Annotated in this window: 19 protein-coding genes and 1 pseudogene; 13 read left to right on the top strand and 7 right to left on the bottom strand. The window is 54.0% G+C overall.

Annotated elements, in window-relative coordinates; all coding sequences use genetic code 11:
* The 12 genes and pseudogenes from BUB06_RS20640 (at position 1) to BUB06_RS20585 (ending at position 11254) form a co-directional block, all read left to right on the top strand.
* Positions 1-909: a baseplate assembly protein gene (locus BUB06_RS20640; protein WP_039475887.1), complete on the top strand. Its 909-nt coding sequence runs from the start codon at positions 1-3 to the stop codon at positions 907-909.
* Positions 902-1513 (top strand): phage tail protein I, encoded by a 612-nt coding sequence (locus BUB06_RS20635; protein ID WP_039475885.1) that lies wholly within the window; start codon positions 902-904, stop codon positions 1511-1513. The genes BUB06_RS20640 and BUB06_RS20635 overlap by 8 nt, the downstream gene beginning before the upstream one ends.
* A pseudogene (locus BUB06_RS22340) lies at positions 1510-2406 on the top strand (phage tail protein); the annotation flags it as partial. The gene BUB06_RS20635 and the pseudogene BUB06_RS22340, both read left to right, overlap by 4 nt.
* Before the next feature lie 498 nt (positions 2407-2904).
* The gene (locus BUB06_RS22385; protein ID WP_269083058.1) at positions 2905-3993 is read left to right on the top strand and encodes a hypothetical protein; all 1089 of its coding nucleotides are present in this window, start codon (positions 2905-2907) and stop codon (positions 3991-3993) included.
* 287 nt (positions 3994-4280) lie between these two features.
* The gene (locus tag BUB06_RS20620) at positions 4281-5450 is read left to right on the top strand and encodes a phage tail sheath protein (protein ID WP_039475883.1); all 1170 of its coding nucleotides are present in this window, start codon (positions 4281-4283) and stop codon (positions 5448-5450) included.
* 14 nt (positions 5451-5464) lie between these two features.
* A complete protein-coding gene (locus BUB06_RS20615) occupies positions 5465-5986 on the top strand; it encodes a phage major tail tube protein (RefSeq protein WP_039475880.1) in 522 nt (173 codons plus the stop codon).
* 66 nt (positions 5987-6052) lie between these two features.
* Complete coding sequence (locus BUB06_RS20610) at positions 6053-6349, top strand: phage tail assembly protein (RefSeq protein WP_039475878.1); 297 nt, start codon at positions 6053-6055, stop codon at positions 6347-6349.
* A 14-nt stretch (positions 6350-6363) separates the two neighbouring features.
* Positions 6364-6483: a GpE family phage tail protein gene (locus BUB06_RS20605; protein ID WP_051982126.1), complete on the top strand. Its 120-nt coding sequence runs from the start codon at positions 6364-6366 to the stop codon at positions 6481-6483.
* Positions 6476-9304, top strand: a complete 2829-nt coding sequence (locus tag BUB06_RS20600) for a phage tail tape measure protein (protein WP_039475876.1) — start codon at positions 6476-6478, stop codon at positions 9302-9304. Before BUB06_RS20605 ends, BUB06_RS20600 begins: the two co-directional genes overlap by 8 nt.
* Before the next feature lies 1 nt (position 9305).
* Positions 9306-9791 (top strand): phage tail protein, encoded by a 486-nt coding sequence (locus BUB06_RS20595; protein ID WP_039475874.1) that lies wholly within the window; start codon positions 9306-9308, stop codon positions 9789-9791.
* Positions 9788-10948 (top strand): phage late control D family protein, encoded by a 1161-nt coding sequence (locus tag BUB06_RS20590; protein ID WP_039475872.1) that lies wholly within the window; start codon positions 9788-9790, stop codon positions 10946-10948. Before BUB06_RS20595 ends, BUB06_RS20590 begins: the two co-directional genes overlap by 4 nt.
* Positions 10949-11035: 87 nt before the next feature.
* On the top strand, positions 11036-11254 hold the full coding sequence (locus BUB06_RS20585) for a DNA-binding transcriptional regulator (protein ID WP_015841360.1): 219 nt from the start codon (positions 11036-11038) through the stop codon (positions 11252-11254).
* 161 nt (positions 11255-11415) lie between these two features.
* On the opposite strand, the gene rplS is transcribed toward BUB06_RS20585, so the two are convergent.
* The 5 genes from rplS to ffh all read right to left on the bottom strand — a co-directional run bounded on the left by rplS (position 11416) and on the right by ffh (position 14955).
* Complete coding sequence (gene rplS / locus BUB06_RS20580; protein ID WP_010285987.1) at positions 11416-11763, bottom strand: 50S ribosomal protein L19; 348 nt, start codon at positions 11761-11763, stop codon at positions 11416-11418.
* 63 nt (positions 11764-11826) lie between these two features.
* Complete coding sequence (trmD, locus tag BUB06_RS20575; RefSeq protein ID WP_039360953.1) at positions 11827-12582, bottom strand: tRNA (guanosine(37)-N1)-methyltransferase TrmD; 756 nt, start codon at positions 12580-12582, stop codon at positions 11827-11829.
* Between the two features lie 38 nt (positions 12583-12620).
* The gene (gene rimM, locus BUB06_RS20570) at positions 12621-13169 is read right to left on the bottom strand and encodes a ribosome maturation factor RimM (RefSeq protein ID WP_010308358.1); all 549 of its coding nucleotides are present in this window, start codon (positions 13167-13169) and stop codon (positions 12621-12623) included.
* A gap of 18 nt (positions 13170-13187) precedes the next feature.
* Positions 13188-13436, bottom strand: a complete 249-nt coding sequence (rpsP, locus tag BUB06_RS20565; RefSeq protein ID WP_010285998.1) for a 30S ribosomal protein S16 — start codon at positions 13434-13436, stop codon at positions 13188-13190.
* A gap of 157 nt (positions 13437-13593) precedes the next feature.
* Positions 13594-14955: a signal recognition particle protein gene (gene ffh, locus BUB06_RS20560; protein ID WP_010308359.1), complete on the bottom strand. Its 1362-nt coding sequence runs from the start codon at positions 14953-14955 to the stop codon at positions 13594-13596.
* Positions 14956-15124: 169 nt separating this feature from the next.
* Between ffh and BUB06_RS20555 the strand changes: the two genes are divergently transcribed.
* Entirely contained in the window at positions 15125-15919 is a 795-nt protein-coding gene (locus BUB06_RS20555; protein ID WP_010286006.1) for a cytochrome C assembly family protein, read from the top strand.
* A 69-nt stretch (positions 15920-15988) separates the two neighbouring features.
* On the opposite strand, the gene luxS is transcribed toward BUB06_RS20555, so the two are convergent.
* Positions 15989-16504, bottom strand: a complete 516-nt coding sequence (gene luxS / locus BUB06_RS20550; RefSeq protein ID WP_010286009.1) for an S-ribosylhomocysteine lyase — start codon at positions 16502-16504, stop codon at positions 15989-15991.
* Between the two features lie 152 nt (positions 16505-16656).
* Positions 16657-18210, bottom strand: coding sequence for a glutamate--cysteine ligase (gene gshA, locus BUB06_RS20545; protein ID WP_039475869.1), 1554 nt, complete (start codon positions 18208-18210; stop codon positions 16657-16659).
* Positions 18211-18239: the final 29 nt, after the last annotated feature.

Genomic DNA, 18239 nt, shown 5'->3' with positions numbered 1-18239 from the left:
ATGGCGATGATTGATTTAAGCCAGCTTCCCGCGCCTGCCGTGGTGGAAGAACTGGATTACGAAACCATTTATAACGAACGTAAGGCGATGCTGTTGTCGCTCTACCCGGAAGACCAGCGCGCAGCTGTCGCACGCACGCTGACGCTGGAATCCGATCCGATCGTCAAGCTGTTACAGGAAAACGCCTACCGTGAACTGCTGTGGCGGCAGCGCGTCAATGAAGCCGCCCGCGCCGGAATGGTGGCGTATGCAAGAGGAAGCGACCTTGACCAGCTCGGCGCAAATTTCAGCGTCTCCCGGTTGGTCATTACCCCAGCTGACGATTCAACCCTGCCGCCCACGCCTGCCCTGATGGAATCCGACAGCGATTTCCGCCTGCGCATCCAGCAGTCGTTTGAGGGGTTGAGCGTGGCCGGGTCGGTCGGTGCCTACCAGTACCACGGACGCAGCGCCGACGGGCGCGTGGCGGATGTGTCGGTTATCAGTCCCAGCCCGGCCAGCGTTACCGTGTCGGTATTGTCACGCGAGGGAAACGGCAGCGCCAGCCCGGAGCTGGTCGCCATTGTGGCCGCTGCGCTGAACGGTGAAGACGTGCGCCCGGTAGCAGACCGGGTTACGGTACAGTCTGCCGCTATTGTGCCGTATAAGATTGACGCCACGCTGTACCTGTACCGGAGTCCAGAAGCGGAGCCAGTGCGCGCCGCTGCCGAACAGAAGCTAAAAGCCTATATCAGTGCGCAGCACCGATTAGGGCGGGATATTCGTCGCTCGGCGATTTACGCTGCGCTGCACGTCGAGGGCGTGCAACGGGTCGAGCTGACGACACCCGCCGCCGATATCGTGCTGACAGACGCGCAGGCGTCCTACTGTTCCGGTTATCAATTGAGTGTAGGCAGTGCCGATGAGTGATACCCGCCTGTTGCCTGTCGGGTCGTCTGCGCTGGAAGTGGCCGCTGCCACCGCCTGCGCCGAGATTACTCGCGTACCCGTTCCCCTGCGCCTGCTGTGGAACCCGGACGCCTGCCCGGCACACCTGCTGCCGTATCTGGCGTGGGCGTTTTCCGTTGACCGCTGGGATGAGGCGTGGCCGGACAGCCTGAAACGCCGGGTTATCCGCGATGCGTTCTTTATCCATCGTCACAAAGGCACCATCGGTGCGCTGCGTCGCGTGGTCGAACCGTTCGGCTACCTTATTCGCATCATCGAATGGTGGCAGAACGGCGACAAGCCCGGCACCTTTCGTCTTGATATCGGCGTGCAGGATAGCGGCATCACCGAAGAAACTTTCTTCGAGCTGGAACGCTTGATTGCCGATGCCAAACCCGCATCCCGTCACCTGCTGGGGCTGAATATCAACCTTGACACGCAAGGAGCGGCCTATGTTGCCGCTACCGTCTACGGCGGTGATGAGCTAACCGTTTACCCCTATTTCCCTGAAATCATTTCTGTATCCGGTCTGGACGTGACCGGGGCAGGCATTCATCTAATTGACAGCATGAGCGTAACCGCATGAGTAAATATTTTGCCCTGTTAACGAACATCGGCGCGGCTAAACTGGCTAACGCTACCGCGCTGGGTAACCGCCTGAACATCACCCGGATGGCTGTCGGGGACGGCGGCGGCGTATTGCCAACCCCCAACCCGGCACAAACTAAACTGATTAACGAAAAGCGCCGGGCGGCGCTCAACACCCTGAGCGTTGACCCGAAAAACCCCAGCCAGATTATCGCCGAGCAGGTCATTCCCGAAAATGAGGGGGGCTTCTGGATACGGGAAATCGGCCTGTTTGACGACGACGGCAACCTGATTGCTATCGCCAACTGCCCGGAAACCTACAAGCCCCAATTGCAGGAGGGCAGTGGTCGCATCCAGACCGTGCGCATGATTTTGATTGTCAGCAGTACCGACGCCGTGACGCTGAAAATCGACCCGGCGGTGGTGCTGGCTACGCGGGGCTATGTGGATAGTGCTGTGATCGAAGTGAAAGCCTATGCGGATTCCCTGATGAAAACCCATCTTGCCGCCGCTGATCCGCACCCGCAATACGCACCAAAAGCCAGCCCGGCACTGACAGGTAAACCCACTGCCCCCACGGCCGCACAGGCATCGAATGACACGCAATTAGCGACCACGGCATTTGTGAAATCCGCCGTTGCCGCATTGATTAACGGGTCACCCGGCGCGCTGGATACGTTGCAGGAGCTGGCAAAGGCGCTCGGCAATGACCCGAATTTCTCCGCAACGGTATTGGCGGAACTGGCGAAAAAGCTCCCGCTGTCAGGCGGCACGATGAGCGGAACGCTGGTTTCCTCTGTAGCTGACGCATTACGCATGGTTAATGGCGGCTACGGCGTCACTCTGCGCAACGATGGCGGTGACTTTTATCTGTTACTGACAGATAAAGGCGATCCGTATGGCAAATGGAACAGTTTGCGCCCGTTCAGGATTAATCTGGCGACGGGCGATGTCGCGCTGGGGAATAAGGTTGATGCAGGCACGCTGCTGGAAAAAGGCCAGCGCGTGTACAGCCCCAACAATAAACCCACCGCCGCCGATGTGGGGGCGCTGACGGATGCACAGGCCGCGCAAAAATATGCGCGACTGGAAAGCCCGGCATTGATTGGTAAACCGACAGCACCCACGGCGGTACAGGCATCTAACGATACGCAGATAGCGACTACGGCATTTGTGAAATCAGCGGTAGCGGCGCTGGTGAGTGGTTCCCCTGCCGCGCTGGATACGTTGCAAGAGCTGGCAAAAGCACTCGGCAATGATCCGAATTTCTCGACAACGGTATTAAACGCCGTAGCAGGTAAGCTGGCAAAAGACCAGAACGGCGCGGATATCCCTAACAAAGACCTCTTTGTTAAAAATATTGGTACAGTTCGAGCATTCAGCCCCGGAATGAATATCGGTGGGGGTGATGGAGCATGGAAAACATCTGATTTTATTGCATCACTGAAAACGCTGGGGGCATTTAATCACCCGTATTGGATTTGTAAAGGGTCGTGGTATTACGCCGGAAATAAAACTATCACAGACACAGAGTGTGGAGACATTCATCTGGCGGGTGCAGTAATTGAGGTAGCGGGTACTGAGAACGCGTTTACTGTCCGAATCACTACGGCATCGTCAACAGTCGGGAAAAACGCACAGTTTATCTACGTTAACAACGGTGATAATTATTCCCCCGGTTGGCGACGCGATTACAACACCCGAAACCCGCCCACCGCCGCAGATGTACAGGCACTTCCCAATGTTGGCGGTACATTGACGGGAGGCTTGAGAATCAGCGGCGCCGCGGGAGGCGAAGCGTTAAAACTTGATACGAATTCCGATACTGGAATGTTATTCATTCGCGGACAAAAGAATGGCGTCAATTCGTGGTATGTCGGCAAAGGTGGAAGTGTCATTGATGACATAATGCTGTTTTCGTATACGCACAACACAGGGTTGACATTAAAAGCTGACAGAGTGGAAGCCAGCAAACCGCTGTATGTCGGCGCGAATAGTGTGTTAACCGATGCGGCCGCGGCACAAAAATACGCCCTGCGCTCTATCCGGGTGAATGGAAAACCCCTGTCGGCTGACGTCAATCTGCTGGCCGGAGACATCAACACATGGAATAAAACCGAAGCCGACGCCCGCTATCTGATGAAAGGGGTCACGGTTCCGGGCACGATAACGGCGACAGGCTCAGGCAGCGGCTATTACTGGCGTAAATATGCGGACGGTATGATTGAGCTGTTCGGCACGTTTGAAACCGTTATCAATGCATCCCGCGATGTGGCATTCCCGGTTAAGCTGGGCGAGGTAGTTAACATCACATGGAACGAAGTAGGTGGCTACAATGGCGCAAATGCATTCGTCGGTCGGGTGAGCAGTGTCAGTGGAAGCGGATTTACACACCATTGGGATGTATGGGATTCAAACCGATACGGTTCTGGAAATAACCAGACTATCCATTACCACGTTTTGGCGAAAGCGGCGTAAAGCATAATTGATCGCTACCACCGATCAATAACGCATAATTGATCTGTATAAACGTTTATAAAATAGTCACCTGCAATGTCATTATTTGATTGGTTTTAAAATAATAATGATACGCTGGGGAAAGCGAAGCCCACCGTCCGCCAACGGTGGGCTTTTTTCATGCCTGTTTTACGCCTCTGTGTTGTACCAGCCGCCACCATACCCGCATTACTCGCGCACATCCTCATCGCACCAGACAATAGCCGCTCCTAATGCAGCAATCGTGCTATTAGCTGGAGCATTAATTTATGAGTGATTTTCACCACGGCGTGCAGGTCGTCGAGATTAACGACGGCACGCGCGTTATTTCCACCGTTTCTACGGCCATTGTCGGCATGGTGTGTACTGCACCGGATGCCGACGCTGCCACCTTTCCCCTTAATACCCCGGTACTGATTACCAATGTGCTGTCTGCCGCTGGCAAGGCCGGGAAAAAAGGCACGCTGGCCGCTGCCCTGTTAGCCATCGCCGACCAGTCAAAGCCCGTCACCGTCGTGGTGCGCGTGGCCGAAGGTAAAGACGAGTCTGAAACCATCACCAACGTGATCGGCGGCAGTGACGAAAACGGCAAATACACAGGGATGAAAGCCCTGTTAGATGCGTTGACCGTCACAGGCGTAAAACCGCGCATCCTCGGTGCGCCGGGGCTGGACTCGCTGCCCGTTGCCACGGCGTTAGCGTCCATCTGTCAGTCGCTGCGAGCATTCGGTTACGTCAGTGCGTGGGGCTGCAAAACCCTGTCGGACGCCATCAACTACCGCGAGAATTTCAGCCAGCGTGAACTTATGGTGATCTGGCCGGACTTTATCGCGTGGGATACCACAGCCAACGCCAGCGCCACAGCGTATGCAACTGCCCGCGCTCTGGGGTTGCGTGCCAAGATTGACCAAGAGACTGGCTGGCATAAAACCTTGTCTAACGTCGGCGTGAACGGCGTGACGGGCATCAGCGCCTCGGTGTACTGGGATTTGCAGGCACCCGGCACCGATGCGGATTTACTCAATGAAGCAGGTGTCACCACGCTGGTTCGTAAAGACGGCTTCCGCTTCTGGGGCAACCGTACCTGTTCTGACGATCCGCTGTTCCTGTTTGAGAACTACACCCGCACCGCGCAGGTGCTGGCCGATACCATGGCCGAAGCGCACATGTGGGCAGTCGATAAGCCCGTTACCGCCACGCTTATCAACGACATTATCGAAGGGATTAGGGCCAAGTTTCGCGAACTGAAATCCGGCGGCTACATCATTGATGCAGATTGCTGGTTCGATGAAACCGCCAACGATAAAGACACGCTCAAGGCCGGGAAACTGTATATCGATTACGACTATACCCCCGTTCCCCCACTGGAAAATCTCACCCTGCGCCAGCGTATCACCGATAAATATCTGGTGAATCTGGCCGCATCGGTCAACAGCTAAGGAGCTAACGCGCTATGGCACTGCCTCGCAATCTGAAATTTATGAACCTGTTCAACGACGGCATGAGCTACATGGGTGTCGCCACTGCCGTTACGCTGCCGAAATTGACGCGTAAGCTGGAGAACTATCGCGGCGGTGGCATGCCCGGCAGCGCGCCCATCGACTTTGGGCTGGATGATGACGCGCTGGCGATGGAGTTTACGCTCGGCGGTTTTGCTGACGAAACCCTGTGGAGCCAGTACGCCGCACCGGGTGCCGATAAGGTGCTGCTGCGCTTTACCGGGTCATACCAGCGTGACGACACCGGAGAAATTTCTGCTGTTGAAGTGGTCATGCGTGGCCGTCACAAAGAAATCGACGGCGGCGAGAGTAAGCAAGGGGAAGCCACTGAAACCAAAGTGTCAACCCAATGCACGTATTACAAGCTGACCATCGACGGCAAAGAGATGATAGAGATTGACACCATCAACATGATTGAGCGTGTTATGGGCGTTGACCGTCTGGAGCAGCACCGCCGGGCAATTGGTCTGGCGTAATCCTGTCCGGCCAGCCCGGCGCTGGCCGTCTTCTTCTATTTTTTATCTGAGCACCGAGGCAATACCATGAACAAAGACGACAACGTTGTAACACTGGAAACCCCGATTAAACGCGGCGACACCCTGATTGATACCGTCACACTGATTAAACCGACCACCGGAACGCTGCGCGGCGTCAGTCTGGCGGCGCTGGCCGGGTCGGATGTAGACGCGATGATTAAAGTGCTGCCGCGCATGACGCTGCCAGCCCTGACCGAAGCCGAAATCACCCGCATGGAATTGCCGGATATGATTGCCATCGCTGGCAAGGTGATCGGTTTTTTGACGCCGAAATCGCAACAGGGAACCTCCCCCGAAGCCTGAGTGTTGATGAGCTGATGGCGGATATCGCGGTGATTTTTCACTGGCCACCATCTGAGCTGTACCCGATGACCCTCACCGAATTGATCCTGTGGCGCGACAAGGCGCTGAAACGCAGCGGGTATGCCAATGAGTAACAATCTACAGTTAAGCGTTTTGCTCAAGGCCGTGGATAACGCAACGCGCCCGTTTAAAGCGGTGCAAACCGCCAGTAAAAAGCTGTCGGGTGAGATCCGTGATTCAAAAGACCAGTTAAAAACGCTGGAAACACAGGCCGGGCGTATCGACGGTTTCCGCAAGGCAAAAAGCCAGCTCACCGAAACAGGCGCAGCACTCCAGCAGGCGCAGGCGAAAGCCGCCGGGCTGTCGGCAGAGTTGCGCAATAGCGAAAATCCCACCAAACGGCAGGCGCAGACGCTGGAGCGGGCGAAACGTCAGGCCGCTACGCTAAAAACGGAGTATGGCCAACTGCGCCAGTCGGTACAGCGCCAGCGTACCGAGTTAGATCAGGCAGGCATCAGCACGCGCAACCTGTCCGGCGCGGAGCGTAAATTACGCACGAATATTACTCAGACAACGACGCAGCTTGACCAGCAGCGCGCCGCGCTTTCCCGCGTCAGTCAGCAACAGGAAAAACTGAACGCCGTCAAACAGCGCTATGAGAAAGGCAAGGAAATTACCGCCGGGGTGCGTAATACCAGTGCGGCGGCGTTTGGCCTCGGTTCCGCTGCACTGTATGCCGAAAGCCGCCTGATTGCACCGTCGGTACAGGCCGACGGACACGGGGCGCGCATCGCCGCACAGACGGGCGGGAACGCCGCCGACGGCGAACAGTACACCCGCGTTATCAAAGAGGTTAACGCCTCGGGTGTGAGTAACGATCTCACTCAGATAGCGGACGCGGTGGCCGCTGTGCGTAGCACATTGGGTACGCTGGGTAATGTGGGTGAAACCGAGCTGGCGCGGATATCGCGTAAGGCGCTGGACATACAAACGGCGCTCGGCGGCGATGCAACCGAGAGCATCCAGATAGCCGCCATCATGATGAAAAACGGCCTTGCGAAGAACAGCGACGAGGCGTTTGACTTGATGGTATCCGGGATGCAGCGCGTGTCTGCGCAGATGCGCGGCGAACTGCCGGAAATCCTGCACGAATATTCGACCCACTTCCGCAACATGGGATTCAGCGGATCGGAAGCCATGACACTGTTAGTGGACATGGCGCAGCAAGGCAAGTTTGCGCTGGACAAGACAGGCGACGCGGTGAAAGAGTTCAGCATTCGCGGGTCGGACATGTCAAAGGCCAGCATTGAAGCCTATGACGCTGCCGGACTCAATGCCGCCAAAATGTCTACCGCCATCGCCAGCGGCGGCGATAAGGCGCGGGCGGCAATGCAGAAAACCGCCAACGGGCTGCTGAAAATCAAAGACCCGGCAGAGCGCGCCAATGCTGCGATAGCCCTGTTTGGTACGCCGATTGAAGACCTGTCGATTGACCAGATACCGAAATTCCTGTCAGCGCTGGCCGGAGCTGAAAACAAGCTCGGTGACGTGTCCGGGGCGGCTGACCGCATGGGCGATACCCTGCGCGATAACCTCGAAGGGGATATCGGACGGCTACAGGGGGCAATGTCCAGCCTGCGCTTTAACCTGTTCAATGACGATGACGGCGCGCTGCGTAAACTGACGCAGGCCGCGACGGAATGGCTAACCCGCGTCAATGAATGGGTCAAGGCTAATCCGGAGCTGACGCGGCAGATAGTCATGGTGGGTGGCGCTGCCACGGCGTTAATTACGGTGCTGGGCGGGCTGGGGCTGGTTGCGTGGCCTGTCATGAGCGGGATTAACGCATTAATTGGCGGAGCGGGTTTACTGAGTGCCGGATTACGGTTCGCCGGAACACGCGGCATCACTCCGCTGTCAGGGGGATTAAGCCGCCTCGGCGGCATGATCGTCTGGCTGGCAAAGTCGCCGTTGATGCTGCTACGTGCCGGAGCCTCTGCGCTGACCTCGGTATTCGGGGCGGTCAGTAATCCACTGGCTGTTATCCGGGGTGCCATGTCGGGCTTTGCACGCGTGCTGATGTGGCTGGTGACGTCACCGCTGGCGCTGCTGCGCACCGGGATTACGCTGGTTAGCAGTGCGTTAGGCGTCCTGCTGTCGACTGTCGGGATAGCCGTCGCGGCACTGGTCGGCGGCGCGCTGCTTATCTGGAAATACTGGGAGCCGATTCAGGCTTTTATCGGCGGCGTGGTGGAAGGGTTTGTTGCGGCCAGTGCGCCGATTATTGCGGCGTTTGAGCCGCTCCAGCCCGTCTTTACGTGGATAGGTGACAAAATCAAGGCGCTGTTTGGTTGGTTTGGTGACCTGCTGACGCCCGTCAAATCCACTGCCGCCGAGCTGGACTGTGCGGCCAGTATGGGGAAACGCTTTGGTGAGGCGCTGGCAAGCGGGCTTAACATCATCATGAACCCGCTGGAGTCGCTGAAATCTGGAGTGTCGTGGCTGCTTGAAAAGCTGGGGCTGGTTGACGAGAAATCGAAGAATCTGACGACTGCTGACAGTATCCTGCCGCCGGAAGAAGCTGCCGCGCTGAAAGTGGGCGTGAGCCGAGCACCGACACCACAGGGCAACGACGCAAAGGCGATTGCATCCCGATACAGCGGTGTGAGTACGCCGGACATTGCGGCGGGTTCAGCGAATGTCACCAGCCGTCAGGATACGGCCGCAATGGCATCGGCCACGATGAACATGTCAGCCTATCGCCCGATAGCGTCGACGCTTCAGACCAGTGCCGCATCGTCCCCGGTCAGCATTCACGCGCCTATCAGTATTGTTGCCCAGCCCGGACAGAGTGAGAGAGGCATCGCGCAGGAAGTCACACGCCAGCTTGAGCAGCGGGAACGAGCGGCGCGGTCACGCGCATTCAGTCAGTACAGTTATCAGGGAGGTGAATAAAATGATGCTCACGTTAGGGCTGTTTGTGTTCCAGCTCCAGACCCTGCCCTACCAGAACATGCAGCGCAACGTTGATTATCGCTGGCCGTCAAACAGCCGCGTCGGTCAGCGTCCGGCGTTGCAGTTTTTAGGCGTTGAAGATGAGAAAATCACGCTGTCGGGTGAGCTGCTGCCGGAAATCACAGGCGGCACACTGTCATTGTTGATGCTGGAGACGATGGCCGATCAGGGGCGCGCATGGCCGCTGATTGGGGGCGGTGGCACCATTTACGGCGTGTTTGTGGTGAACAGTATCAGCCAGGCGGAAAGCGACTTTTTCCCCGATGGCCGCGCCCGGCGGATTGAGTTCACCGTCACGCTGACCCGCGTAGACTCGTCGCTGTCTGCCATGCTGGGCGATTTACGCCAGCAAGCTGACAGCTTGATCGGCAACGCTGGGGAAATGGCTAACCGGGCGCAATCCGCTATCGGGGGATTATTCGCATGATTAATCCGCTGAACGTTCGTGCAGGCAGTAAGACTGCCCCGGCGTACCTGCTGCGCCTGAATGAGCAGGACATCACGACCGTTATCAGTCCGCGCCTGCTGTCACTCAGCCTGACCGATAACCGGGGCTTTGAGGCCGACCAGCTCGACATCGAGCTGGACGACAGCGACGGGCTGTTGCAGTTGCCCCGCCGGGGCGCGGTGCTGTCGGTATTTTTGGGCTGGGAAGGTGAAGCGCTGATCGGCAAAGGTGATTTTACGGTGGATGAAATAGAGCACCGTGGTACACCCGATACGCTGACCATCCGGGCGCGGAGTGCCGATTTTCGCGGGTCGCTTAACTCCCGGCGTGAACTGTCGTATCACGACACCACGCTGGGGGCGATTGTTGAACAGGTGGCGAAACGTAACAACCTTGCACCAATGCTGGCCGATGGTTTTGCCGGGATAAAAATTCCGCACATCGACCAGACGCAGGAAACCGACGCGGTATTTATTACCCGGCTGGCTGAGCGCAACGGGGCAATCGTGGCAATCAAGGCCGGGCGTTTGCTGTTTATCCGTCCCGGAACGGGGAAGACGGCCAGCGGCAAACCCATCCCGCAACAGATGATTGAACGCAGCGACGGCGATCAGCACAGTTTTAGTCTGGCTGACCGGGGCGCGTACACAGGCGTAACGGCAAGCTGGCTGCATACCAAAGAGCCGCAGCCTGAAAAGCCGAAAACGGTAAAGGTAAAACGTCAGAAAAAAGTGTTATTGCATCAGGGAGCACAACCACAGAAGCCGCATCCTAAAGCGAAAAAGGCAAAGAAGGAGCAAGAAGCCCGTGAGGGGGATTATCTGGTTGGCACCGATGAAAACGTGCTGGCGCTGACCACGGTTTTTGCGACTAAGGCACAGGCCATGCGTGCCGCACAGGCAAAGTGGAACAAACTCCAGCGTGGTGTCGCTGAATTCTCTATCACGCTGGCAATGGGGCGCGCTGACCTGTTCCCGGAAACGCCTGTTCAGGTGAGCGGATTTAAACAGGTGATCGACGAGCAGGAATGGACAATCTCAAAAGTGACGCACAGTTTGAGTAATTCAGGGTACGTTACCGCGCTGGAGCTGGAAGTGCTGCTGTCTGATGTTGAATATGAGGGAAGTGATCAGTAATTCATTTTCAAATCAATATTTGAAAAATCGAATAAAGTGATATGATTGGCAATATAAACCAGACAGGACGATAAGGCGATTTACGAAATGATGCATTGCCCACTCTGCCAAAATGCAGCACACGCGAGATCCAGTCGCTACATTACGAACAAGACAAAAGAACGTTATCACCAGTGCCAGAATATCAACTGCGGTTGCACATTCAAATCAATGGAAACCATAGCAGATATTATTATGACGCCGGGCGATGTTAAGCCCGTCCCGCCACATCCTGATCGGTCGAATCAGGGAGCACTCTGGATTTAACACAACAACCTAAAGCCCGCGAAAGCGGGTTTTCTTTTACCTATCCGTCGCCACTGCTTTTTCTCTGCCGCCACTTTGCCGCCATTTAAATAAAAAAAAGCCCAGCTATTACGCTAGGCTTTTGAAAAATAAACACTTTCGGATGTTGCGAAAGCGCTATCTTAGTTAAGACGCTCTTTGATACGAGCAGACTTACCAGTACGCTCACGCAGGTAGTACAGTTTGGCTTTACGCACGGCACCACGACGTTTAACAGCGATGCTGTCAACAACTGGAGAGTGAGTCTGGAATACACGCTCCACGCCTTCGCCGTTAGAAATTTTGCGAACAGTGAATGCAGAATGCAGACCGCGGTTACGAATAGCGATAACCACGCCCTCGAATGCCTGCAGACGTTTTTTGCTACCTTCAACAACCCATACCTTCACTTCTACGGTATCACCCGGACGAAATGCAGGTACGTCCTGCTTCATTTGTTCGTCTTCGATTTGCTTAATAATGTTGCTCATAATATGTCTCTTACCCTAGGTAAACTGATAGTTGGGTTCGCCAGGTCAAACCGGCGTAACCACCTAATACTCTTGTTGCTCAGACTGATATTCACGTTGGAACTCAGCCAGCAACCTTGTTTGCTCGTCAGTCAGAGCTAGGCTTTTCAGAAGTTCAGGTCTTCTAAGCCAGGTTCGGCCCAGCGACTGCTTCAATCGCCAGCGGCGTATTTCTGCATGGTTGCCAGACAGTAACACTGCCGGAACGTCCATGCCTTCCAGTATTTCAGGGCGAGTGAAATGAGGACAATCCAGCAATCCATCAGCAAAAGAATCTTCTTCTGCTGAAGCCTGATGCCCCAGAACGCCCGGTATAAAGCGGGCAACGGAGTCAATCAGGGTCATCGCTGGCAGTTCCCCACCGCTGAGTACGTAATCTCCTATCGACCATTCTTCATCGATTTCGGTTTTAATTACGCGCTCATCAATCCCTTCGTACCGTCCACAGACCAGAATCATCTTCTGGTTCGTAGCGAGTTGATGTACGCCTTGCTGATCTAATTTACGGCCCTGAGGTGATAAATAAATCACTTTCACGCCTTCGCCTGCCGCTGCTTTTGCTGCGTGGATCGCATCCCGTAAAGGTTGCACCATCATCAGCATTCCGGGGCCGCCGCCATAAGGCCGGTCGTCCACGGTGCGATGCCGATCGTAAGTGAAATCACGAGGACTCCAATACTGTACGTTCAGCAGGCCATTTTTAACTGCCCGGCCAGTGACTCCGTAATCAGTAATTGCCCGGAACATCTCTGGAAACAGGCTAATCACCCCAATCCACATAGTCTCGTTCCGCTGGGTACTACTGGTCGATTCAGAGTTCAAAAACCAGGATCCCAATCTACTTCAATAGTTTGAGCAGAAAGGTCGACGCGCTTAACAACCTGTTCGGTGAGGAACGGAACCAGCCGTTCCTTGACTCCGAAGGCATCTTTCAGGTTGGCCTTTATTACCATCACATCGTTCGAGCCGGTTTCCATCATGTCGATGATTTTACCTAACTCATAACCCGTTACGGTCACGACCTGACAGCCAATAAGATCCTTCCAGTAATAATCACCTTCGCCCAGATCGGGCAGTTGTGACGAATCTACGACAATTTCACAATTAGTCAGTAAATTAGCCGCATCACGGTCATCAGCACCTTTCACTTTGATGATCAGATCCTGATTGTGATACTTCCAGCCTTCAATCTCGACAAGCTGCCAACCGCTTTTACTCTGGATGAACCAAGGTTGATAATCAAAAATGCTCTCGGCATCTTCGGTGGATGAAAACACTCTGAGCCAACCTCGGATGCCATATGCCGACCCTATCTTCCCCATCACAATCGGGTTAACAGGAGGTTTTGGGCTGAGTTGATTGCTCATTATCACCACCGCAACAGGTTATGCTGCTTTTTTAGCGTCTTTGATCAGCGAAGATACGCGATCAGACACAGTTGCACCCAGACCAAGCCAATGCTCGATACGGTCCAGATCCAGACGCAGGGCTTCTGCTTGACCAGATGCGATTGGGTTGAAGAAACCTACGCGCTCGATGAAACGACCATCACGCGCATTGCGGCTATCGGTCACGACTACTTGATAGAAGGGGCGTTTTTTCGCGCCGCCACGTGCCAAACGAATTGTTACCATAACATCCTCTTTAGTGAATAAAACAACTGGGCCCCATCGAGGAACGGAGCCCAGTATGTCATATAAAAAGCCCGAAAATTTTACTCATTTTGGCGCAAAAAGCAATCTAAAGCGTATAATCACGCCAAGAGTTTCTCTACACCATCGATTTCGGTGATTAACGCCCCGGGAATCCAGGTGGCATCATCCCTTTCATACCGCGCATCATTTTCGCCAGACCGCCGTTTTTCATCTTCTTCATCATTCGTTGCATATCATCGAACTGTTTCAGAAGACGGTTCACGTCCTGTACCTGCATACCAGAACCCTGCGCGATACGACGTTTACGCGATCCTTTAATAATCTCAGGTTTGGCACGCTCCTGACGCGTCATCGAATTAATGATCGCCTCCATACGCACCAGCACCTTGTCATCCATTTGTGACTTAACATTATCAGGCAGTTGGCCCATGCCCGGCATCTTGCTCATCATGCTTGCCATGCCGCCCATATTGCGCATCTGCTTGAGCTGATCCAGGAAATCGGTCAAATCAAACCCATCGCCCTTCTTCAGCTTGTTGGCAAGCTTTTCTGCCTGTGTACGATCGACCTTGCTTTCAATATCTTCAATCAGTGAAAGCACATCGCCCATACCGAGAATTCGCGAGGCAACGCGCTCAGGGTAGAACGGCTCCAACGCTTCGGTTTTTTCGCCGACACCGAGGAATTTAATTGGCTTGCCAGTAATATGGCGGATAGACAACGCCGCACCACCGCGAGCGTCACCATCAATTTTGGTGAGGATCACACCGGTCAGCGGCAGCGCTTCATTAAAGGCTTTCGCCGTATTCGCCGCATCCTGCCCCGTCATGGCATCAACCACAAACAGCGTTTCAACTGGCTTAATCGCCGCGTGAACCTGTTTGATTTCGTCCATCATCGCATCGTCAACGTGGAGACGACCCGCGGTATCGACTAACAAGACATCGTAGAACTTCAGCTTAGCGTGCTGTAACGCACGTTGTACGATAGCAAGCGGCTTTTCCTGCACGTCTGACGGGAAGAAATCGACCCCCACCTGCTCTGCCAATGTTTCCAACTGTTTAATCGCCGCAGGGCGATAAACGTCAGCTGAAACCACCAGCACTTTTTTCTTATGCTTTTCGCGCAGGAATTTACCCAGCTTGCCCACGCTGGTCGTTTTACCCGCACCTTGCAGACCGGCCATCAGAACAACCGCAGGCGGCTGTGCGGCAAGATTCAGCTCGGCGTTAATTTCACCCATTGCGCTGACGAGTTCATTCTTAACAATCTTGACGAACTCTTGGCCCGGCGTCAGGCTTTTGTTGACCTCATGCCCAACAGCACGCTCTTTTACACGATTGATAAAATCACGCACCACGGGTAACGCGACGTCGGCTTCCAGCAATGCCATACGCACTTCACGCAGCGTTTCTTTAATGTTTTCTTCAGTCAACCGCCCGCGGCCGCTGATATTGCGCAATGTGCGCGAGAGTCGATCGGTTAAATTTTCAAACATATCTCATGCTCAACGTAAGACAGGCCGCCAGCGCGACACGAATGGAAGAGATTATACACAAAAGCGGCAACGATCTCAGCGCTGCTGATGGAGAACTGTTGGTGCCCACGGCGACTAACGCTATACTGATTCTCTATTTTACCTAGTTGATATTTAATAACCTATTTGTATGTCTGTTTTCGCTATTGTGGCGCTTGTCGCCTACACACTCAGCCTCGGACTGATTATCCCCAGTCTGCTGCGCAAGAACAGTGCATATCGTCGGCTGGCAATACTCTCGGCCAGCGCTGCGCTAATTTGTCATGCGGTGGCGCTCTATCAACGCATTTTCGATGTTCAGGTCGGCCAAAACCTTAGCTTGCTGAATATCGGTTCACTGGTCAGCCTCATCATCTGTACGGTGATGACGTTTGTCGCCACGCGCGATCGCGGCTGGTTTATTCTTCCTATCGTCTATACCTTTGCGCTGATCAATCTGGCCTTCGCCAGCTTCATGCCGAGTGAATTTATTACGCATCTGGAAGCATCACCGGGCTTGATGATCCATATCGGCCTGGCCCTTTTCTCCTATGCAACGCTGTTAATTGCAGCCCTTTATGCGCTTCAACTCGCCTGGCTTGATTATCTGCTCAAGAATAAAAAGCTGGGATTTGCCGCTGACATGCCGCCGCTGATGGGTATTGAGCGCAAGATGTTTCACATCACACAGATTGGCGTCATTCTGCTCACGCTGACGCTCTGTACTGGTTTGTTTTATATGGATGACTTGATCGATAACAAAGAGAATCTGCACAAGGCCGTGTTCTCCCTGTTTGCCTGGTTCATCTATATTCTGTTGCTCTGGGGACATTACCATGAAGGATGGCGGGGACGGCGCGTCGTCTGGTTCAGCCTGATCGGCGCACTGATGCTGACGCTGTCCTACTTCGGCAGCCGTGTTATACAGCACTTCCTCGCGGTCTGACACATTCACTAGCACAAAAAAAGAGAGCCAACGTTCGGCTCTCTTTTTTATCTGCGCCTATCCAACAAGCTAGATATGTAGCTCGGCCAGTTTATCTTTCGGCAGCGCCAGATCGTCATTTTGGTTGATACCAATATCGTGATCCACTATGTGCTGAGCAATCTCCTGCGCTTCCTTCAGTGAGTGCATCTCATAGGTGCCACACTGGAATTCGTTCAGCTCAGGAATTTTACGCTGGTCAGTCACTTTCAGAACATCCGCCATCGCCGCTTTCCAGGAATCAGCAACGCGTTGCTCGTCCGGCGTACCAATCAGGCTCATGTAGAAACCGGTACGGCATCCCATCGGAGAAATGTCGATAATTTCAACGCCATCACCGTTTAAATGATCGCGCATAAAGCCAGCAAACAGGTGCTCTAGCGTATGGATACCGCGCTCTGGCATGACTTCGATGTTCGGACGGCAGAAGCGCAGATCAAATACAGTGATATTGTCGCCATGAGGGGTTTTCATGGTTTTAGCGACCCGAACTGCGGGTGCGGCCATACGGGTATGGTCAACGGTAAAGCTGTCTAGTAACGGCATAATGCCACCTCCTCATAGAAAAAATTCATTTTTTCTCGTTTCCGAGAACTTTTCCTTTTTATGCGAGTCTGACTTACTGAAAGACGCGCATTTATTATCATCATCCCTATTAGAGATGTTTATTTGGCCACAGTTTCTGTGGCCTTTTCTTTTTAATGCGTCGCCAGATAGTCGTCAAAACTCATCGTATCTTCAGACTCAATCTGACGTTGACGCTGCCAGGAGTTCTCACTCGCAGCAGCCAATTGTTCTTCCGTCAACACCTGCAGCGGCTCACTGCTGAGCATTTTGCGGTATTCTTCCGCTAAATTCAGTCCCACGCTACCATTGCCTTCTTGCTTCATCAACGTTAATAGTCGACCAGAGAACGTCGTTTCTGGATCGTCAAAACCAACAAGCAGTTCATCACATACCTGCTGATAGTGCGGTTGATTGTTTTCAGCGTCCAGCACTTCTGCAACGCGACGTAAATCCGCAAACAGAGATTTCCCCACCTCAGCAATCGGCTGCTGGATGGTTTCACACCGCATCCCCACCGTTTGCCCAGGTTTACGCCCTTCCAGAATCACTCGGTTCCAGTTTTTACGCGTACACAGTAGCTCATCCGCGCTCATTTCCGGTGCATCTGCCAGCGCACACCAGATCAGGAATAAATCCAGGAAACGCACCTGACTTTCACTCACTCCTGTCGGAGAGAACGGGTTGATATCCAGTGAGCGCACTTCGATATATTCAATTCCGCCACGCAGCAACGCATCAGATGGCGTTTCACCCGCACGCGTCACACGTTTCGGACGAATCGGCGCATAGAGCTCATTCTCAATCTGCAAGACGTTCGTATTCAATTGTAGATAACGACCATCCTTCTTCATACCAACCTGGGCATATTCCTCAGACGGCGTTTTTATCGCGCGCTTTAATGCGGCGACATAAGTATCAAGATCGTTAAACGTAATTCCCAGATTACTCTGTGATTTATTGGTGTAGCCTAGGTCACTAAGCCGTAGAGAGGTTGCATAAGGCAGATAAAGCATGCCTTTTTCCGTACGCTCAAACGGCAGTGCGGTTTCCCGCCCTTTTAGGAAAGAAGAACAGATCGCCGGAGAAGCACCGAACAGATAAGGGATCACCCAGCCAAAGCGGTAATAGTTGCGGATCAGCCTGAAGTATCCCGCAGAAATGGCTTTTTTCCCGCTTTCTGCATCAGCGACACCCTCTCGCGCCTGCCAGAATGACAGCGGAAGAGAGAAGTTATAATGCACGCCAGAAATAGTCTGCATCAACGCGCCATAGCGGTTTTTCAGCCCTTCGCGATAAAGCGTTTTGAAGCGCCCAACATTTGATGAACCATACTGCGCCAGCTCGATATTTTGCTCGCTGTCGATAAAGCACGGCATGCTCAATGGCCACATCCGCTCATCACCCAGATTACGGGAAACGTGACGATGAATATCGCGCAGAAACGTCAGCAGGTGATCGACATCTTTGTCGACTGGCGTAATGAACTCCAACAGCGCTTCAGCAAAGTCTGTCGTGATCCACGGGTGTGCCAACGCCGAGCCCAATATTTCCGGGTGCCCTGTTGTAGCAAGATGTCCGTTTGCTGTTACGCGCAATGTTTCGCGTTCAATTCCACGCTGAATACCCTTCACTGCCAGTGGGTGTTTTTCCAGCCAAGAAAGTGCTTCTGAAATGTCCGGGATCAAATCGACCTCCCGTTGTTAAAATGTAATGG

The organism is Pectobacterium carotovorum, from assembly GCF_900129615.1.
Taxonomy (GTDB): domain Bacteria; phylum Pseudomonadota; class Gammaproteobacteria; order Enterobacterales; family Enterobacteriaceae; genus Pectobacterium; species Pectobacterium carotovorum.
Note: the sequence above shows the minus strand (reverse complement) of the source record. Positions and strands in the feature narration are given on the sequence as shown.

Coding starts and splice junctions, on each gene's coding strand:
- BUB06_RS20585 (WP_015841360.1), top strand. CDS start 11,036: ATGATGCATTGCCCACTCTGCCAAAATGCAGCACACGCGAGATCCAGT.
- BUB06_RS20600 (WP_039475876.1), top strand. CDS start 6,476: ATGAGTAACAATCTACAGTTAAGCGTTTTGCTCAAGGCCGTGGATAAC.
- rplS (WP_010285987.1), bottom strand. CDS start 11,763: ATGAGCAACATTATTAAGCAAATCGAAGACGAACAAATGAAGCAGGAC.
- trmD (WP_039360953.1), bottom strand. CDS start 12,582: ATGTGGATTGGGGTGATTAGCCTGTTTCCAGAGATGTTCCGGGCAATT.
- BUB06_RS20555 (WP_010286006.1), top strand. CDS start 15,125: ATGTCTGTTTTCGCTATTGTGGCGCTTGTCGCCTACACACTCAGCCTC.
- BUB06_RS20635 (WP_039475885.1), top strand. CDS start 902: ATGAGTGATACCCGCCTGTTGCCTGTCGGGTCGTCTGCGCTGGAAGTG.
- luxS (WP_010286009.1), bottom strand. CDS start 16,504: ATGCCGTTACTAGACAGCTTTACCGTTGACCATACCCGTATGGCCGCA.
- BUB06_RS20610 (WP_039475878.1), top strand. CDS start 6,053: ATGAACAAAGACGACAACGTTGTAACACTGGAAACCCCGATTAAACGC.
- BUB06_RS20615 (WP_039475880.1), top strand. CDS start 5,465: ATGGCACTGCCTCGCAATCTGAAATTTATGAACCTGTTCAACGACGGC.
- BUB06_RS20595 (WP_039475874.1), top strand. CDS start 9,306: ATGATGCTCACGTTAGGGCTGTTTGTGTTCCAGCTCCAGACCCTGCCC.
- BUB06_RS20640 (WP_039475887.1), top strand. CDS start 1: ATGGCGATGATTGATTTAAGCCAGCTTCCCGCGCCTGCCGTGGTGGAA.
- BUB06_RS20620 (WP_039475883.1), top strand. CDS start 4,281: ATGAGTGATTTTCACCACGGCGTGCAGGTCGTCGAGATTAACGACGGC.
- rimM (WP_010308358.1), bottom strand. CDS start 13,169: ATGAGCAATCAACTCAGCCCAAAACCTCCTGTTAACCCGATTGTGATG.
- ffh (WP_010308359.1), bottom strand. CDS start 14,955: ATGTTTGAAAATTTAACCGATCGACTCTCGCGCACATTGCGCAATATC.
- BUB06_RS22385 (WP_269083058.1), top strand. CDS start 2,905: ATGAATATCGGTGGGGGTGATGGAGCATGGAAAACATCTGATTTTATT.
- BUB06_RS20605 (WP_051982126.1), top strand. CDS start 6,364: ATGGCGGATATCGCGGTGATTTTTCACTGGCCACCATCTGAGCTGTAC.
- BUB06_RS20590 (WP_039475872.1), top strand. CDS start 9,788: ATGATTAATCCGCTGAACGTTCGTGCAGGCAGTAAGACTGCCCCGGCG.
- rpsP (WP_010285998.1), bottom strand. CDS start 13,436: ATGGTAACAATTCGTTTGGCACGTGGCGGCGCGAAAAAACGCCCCTTC.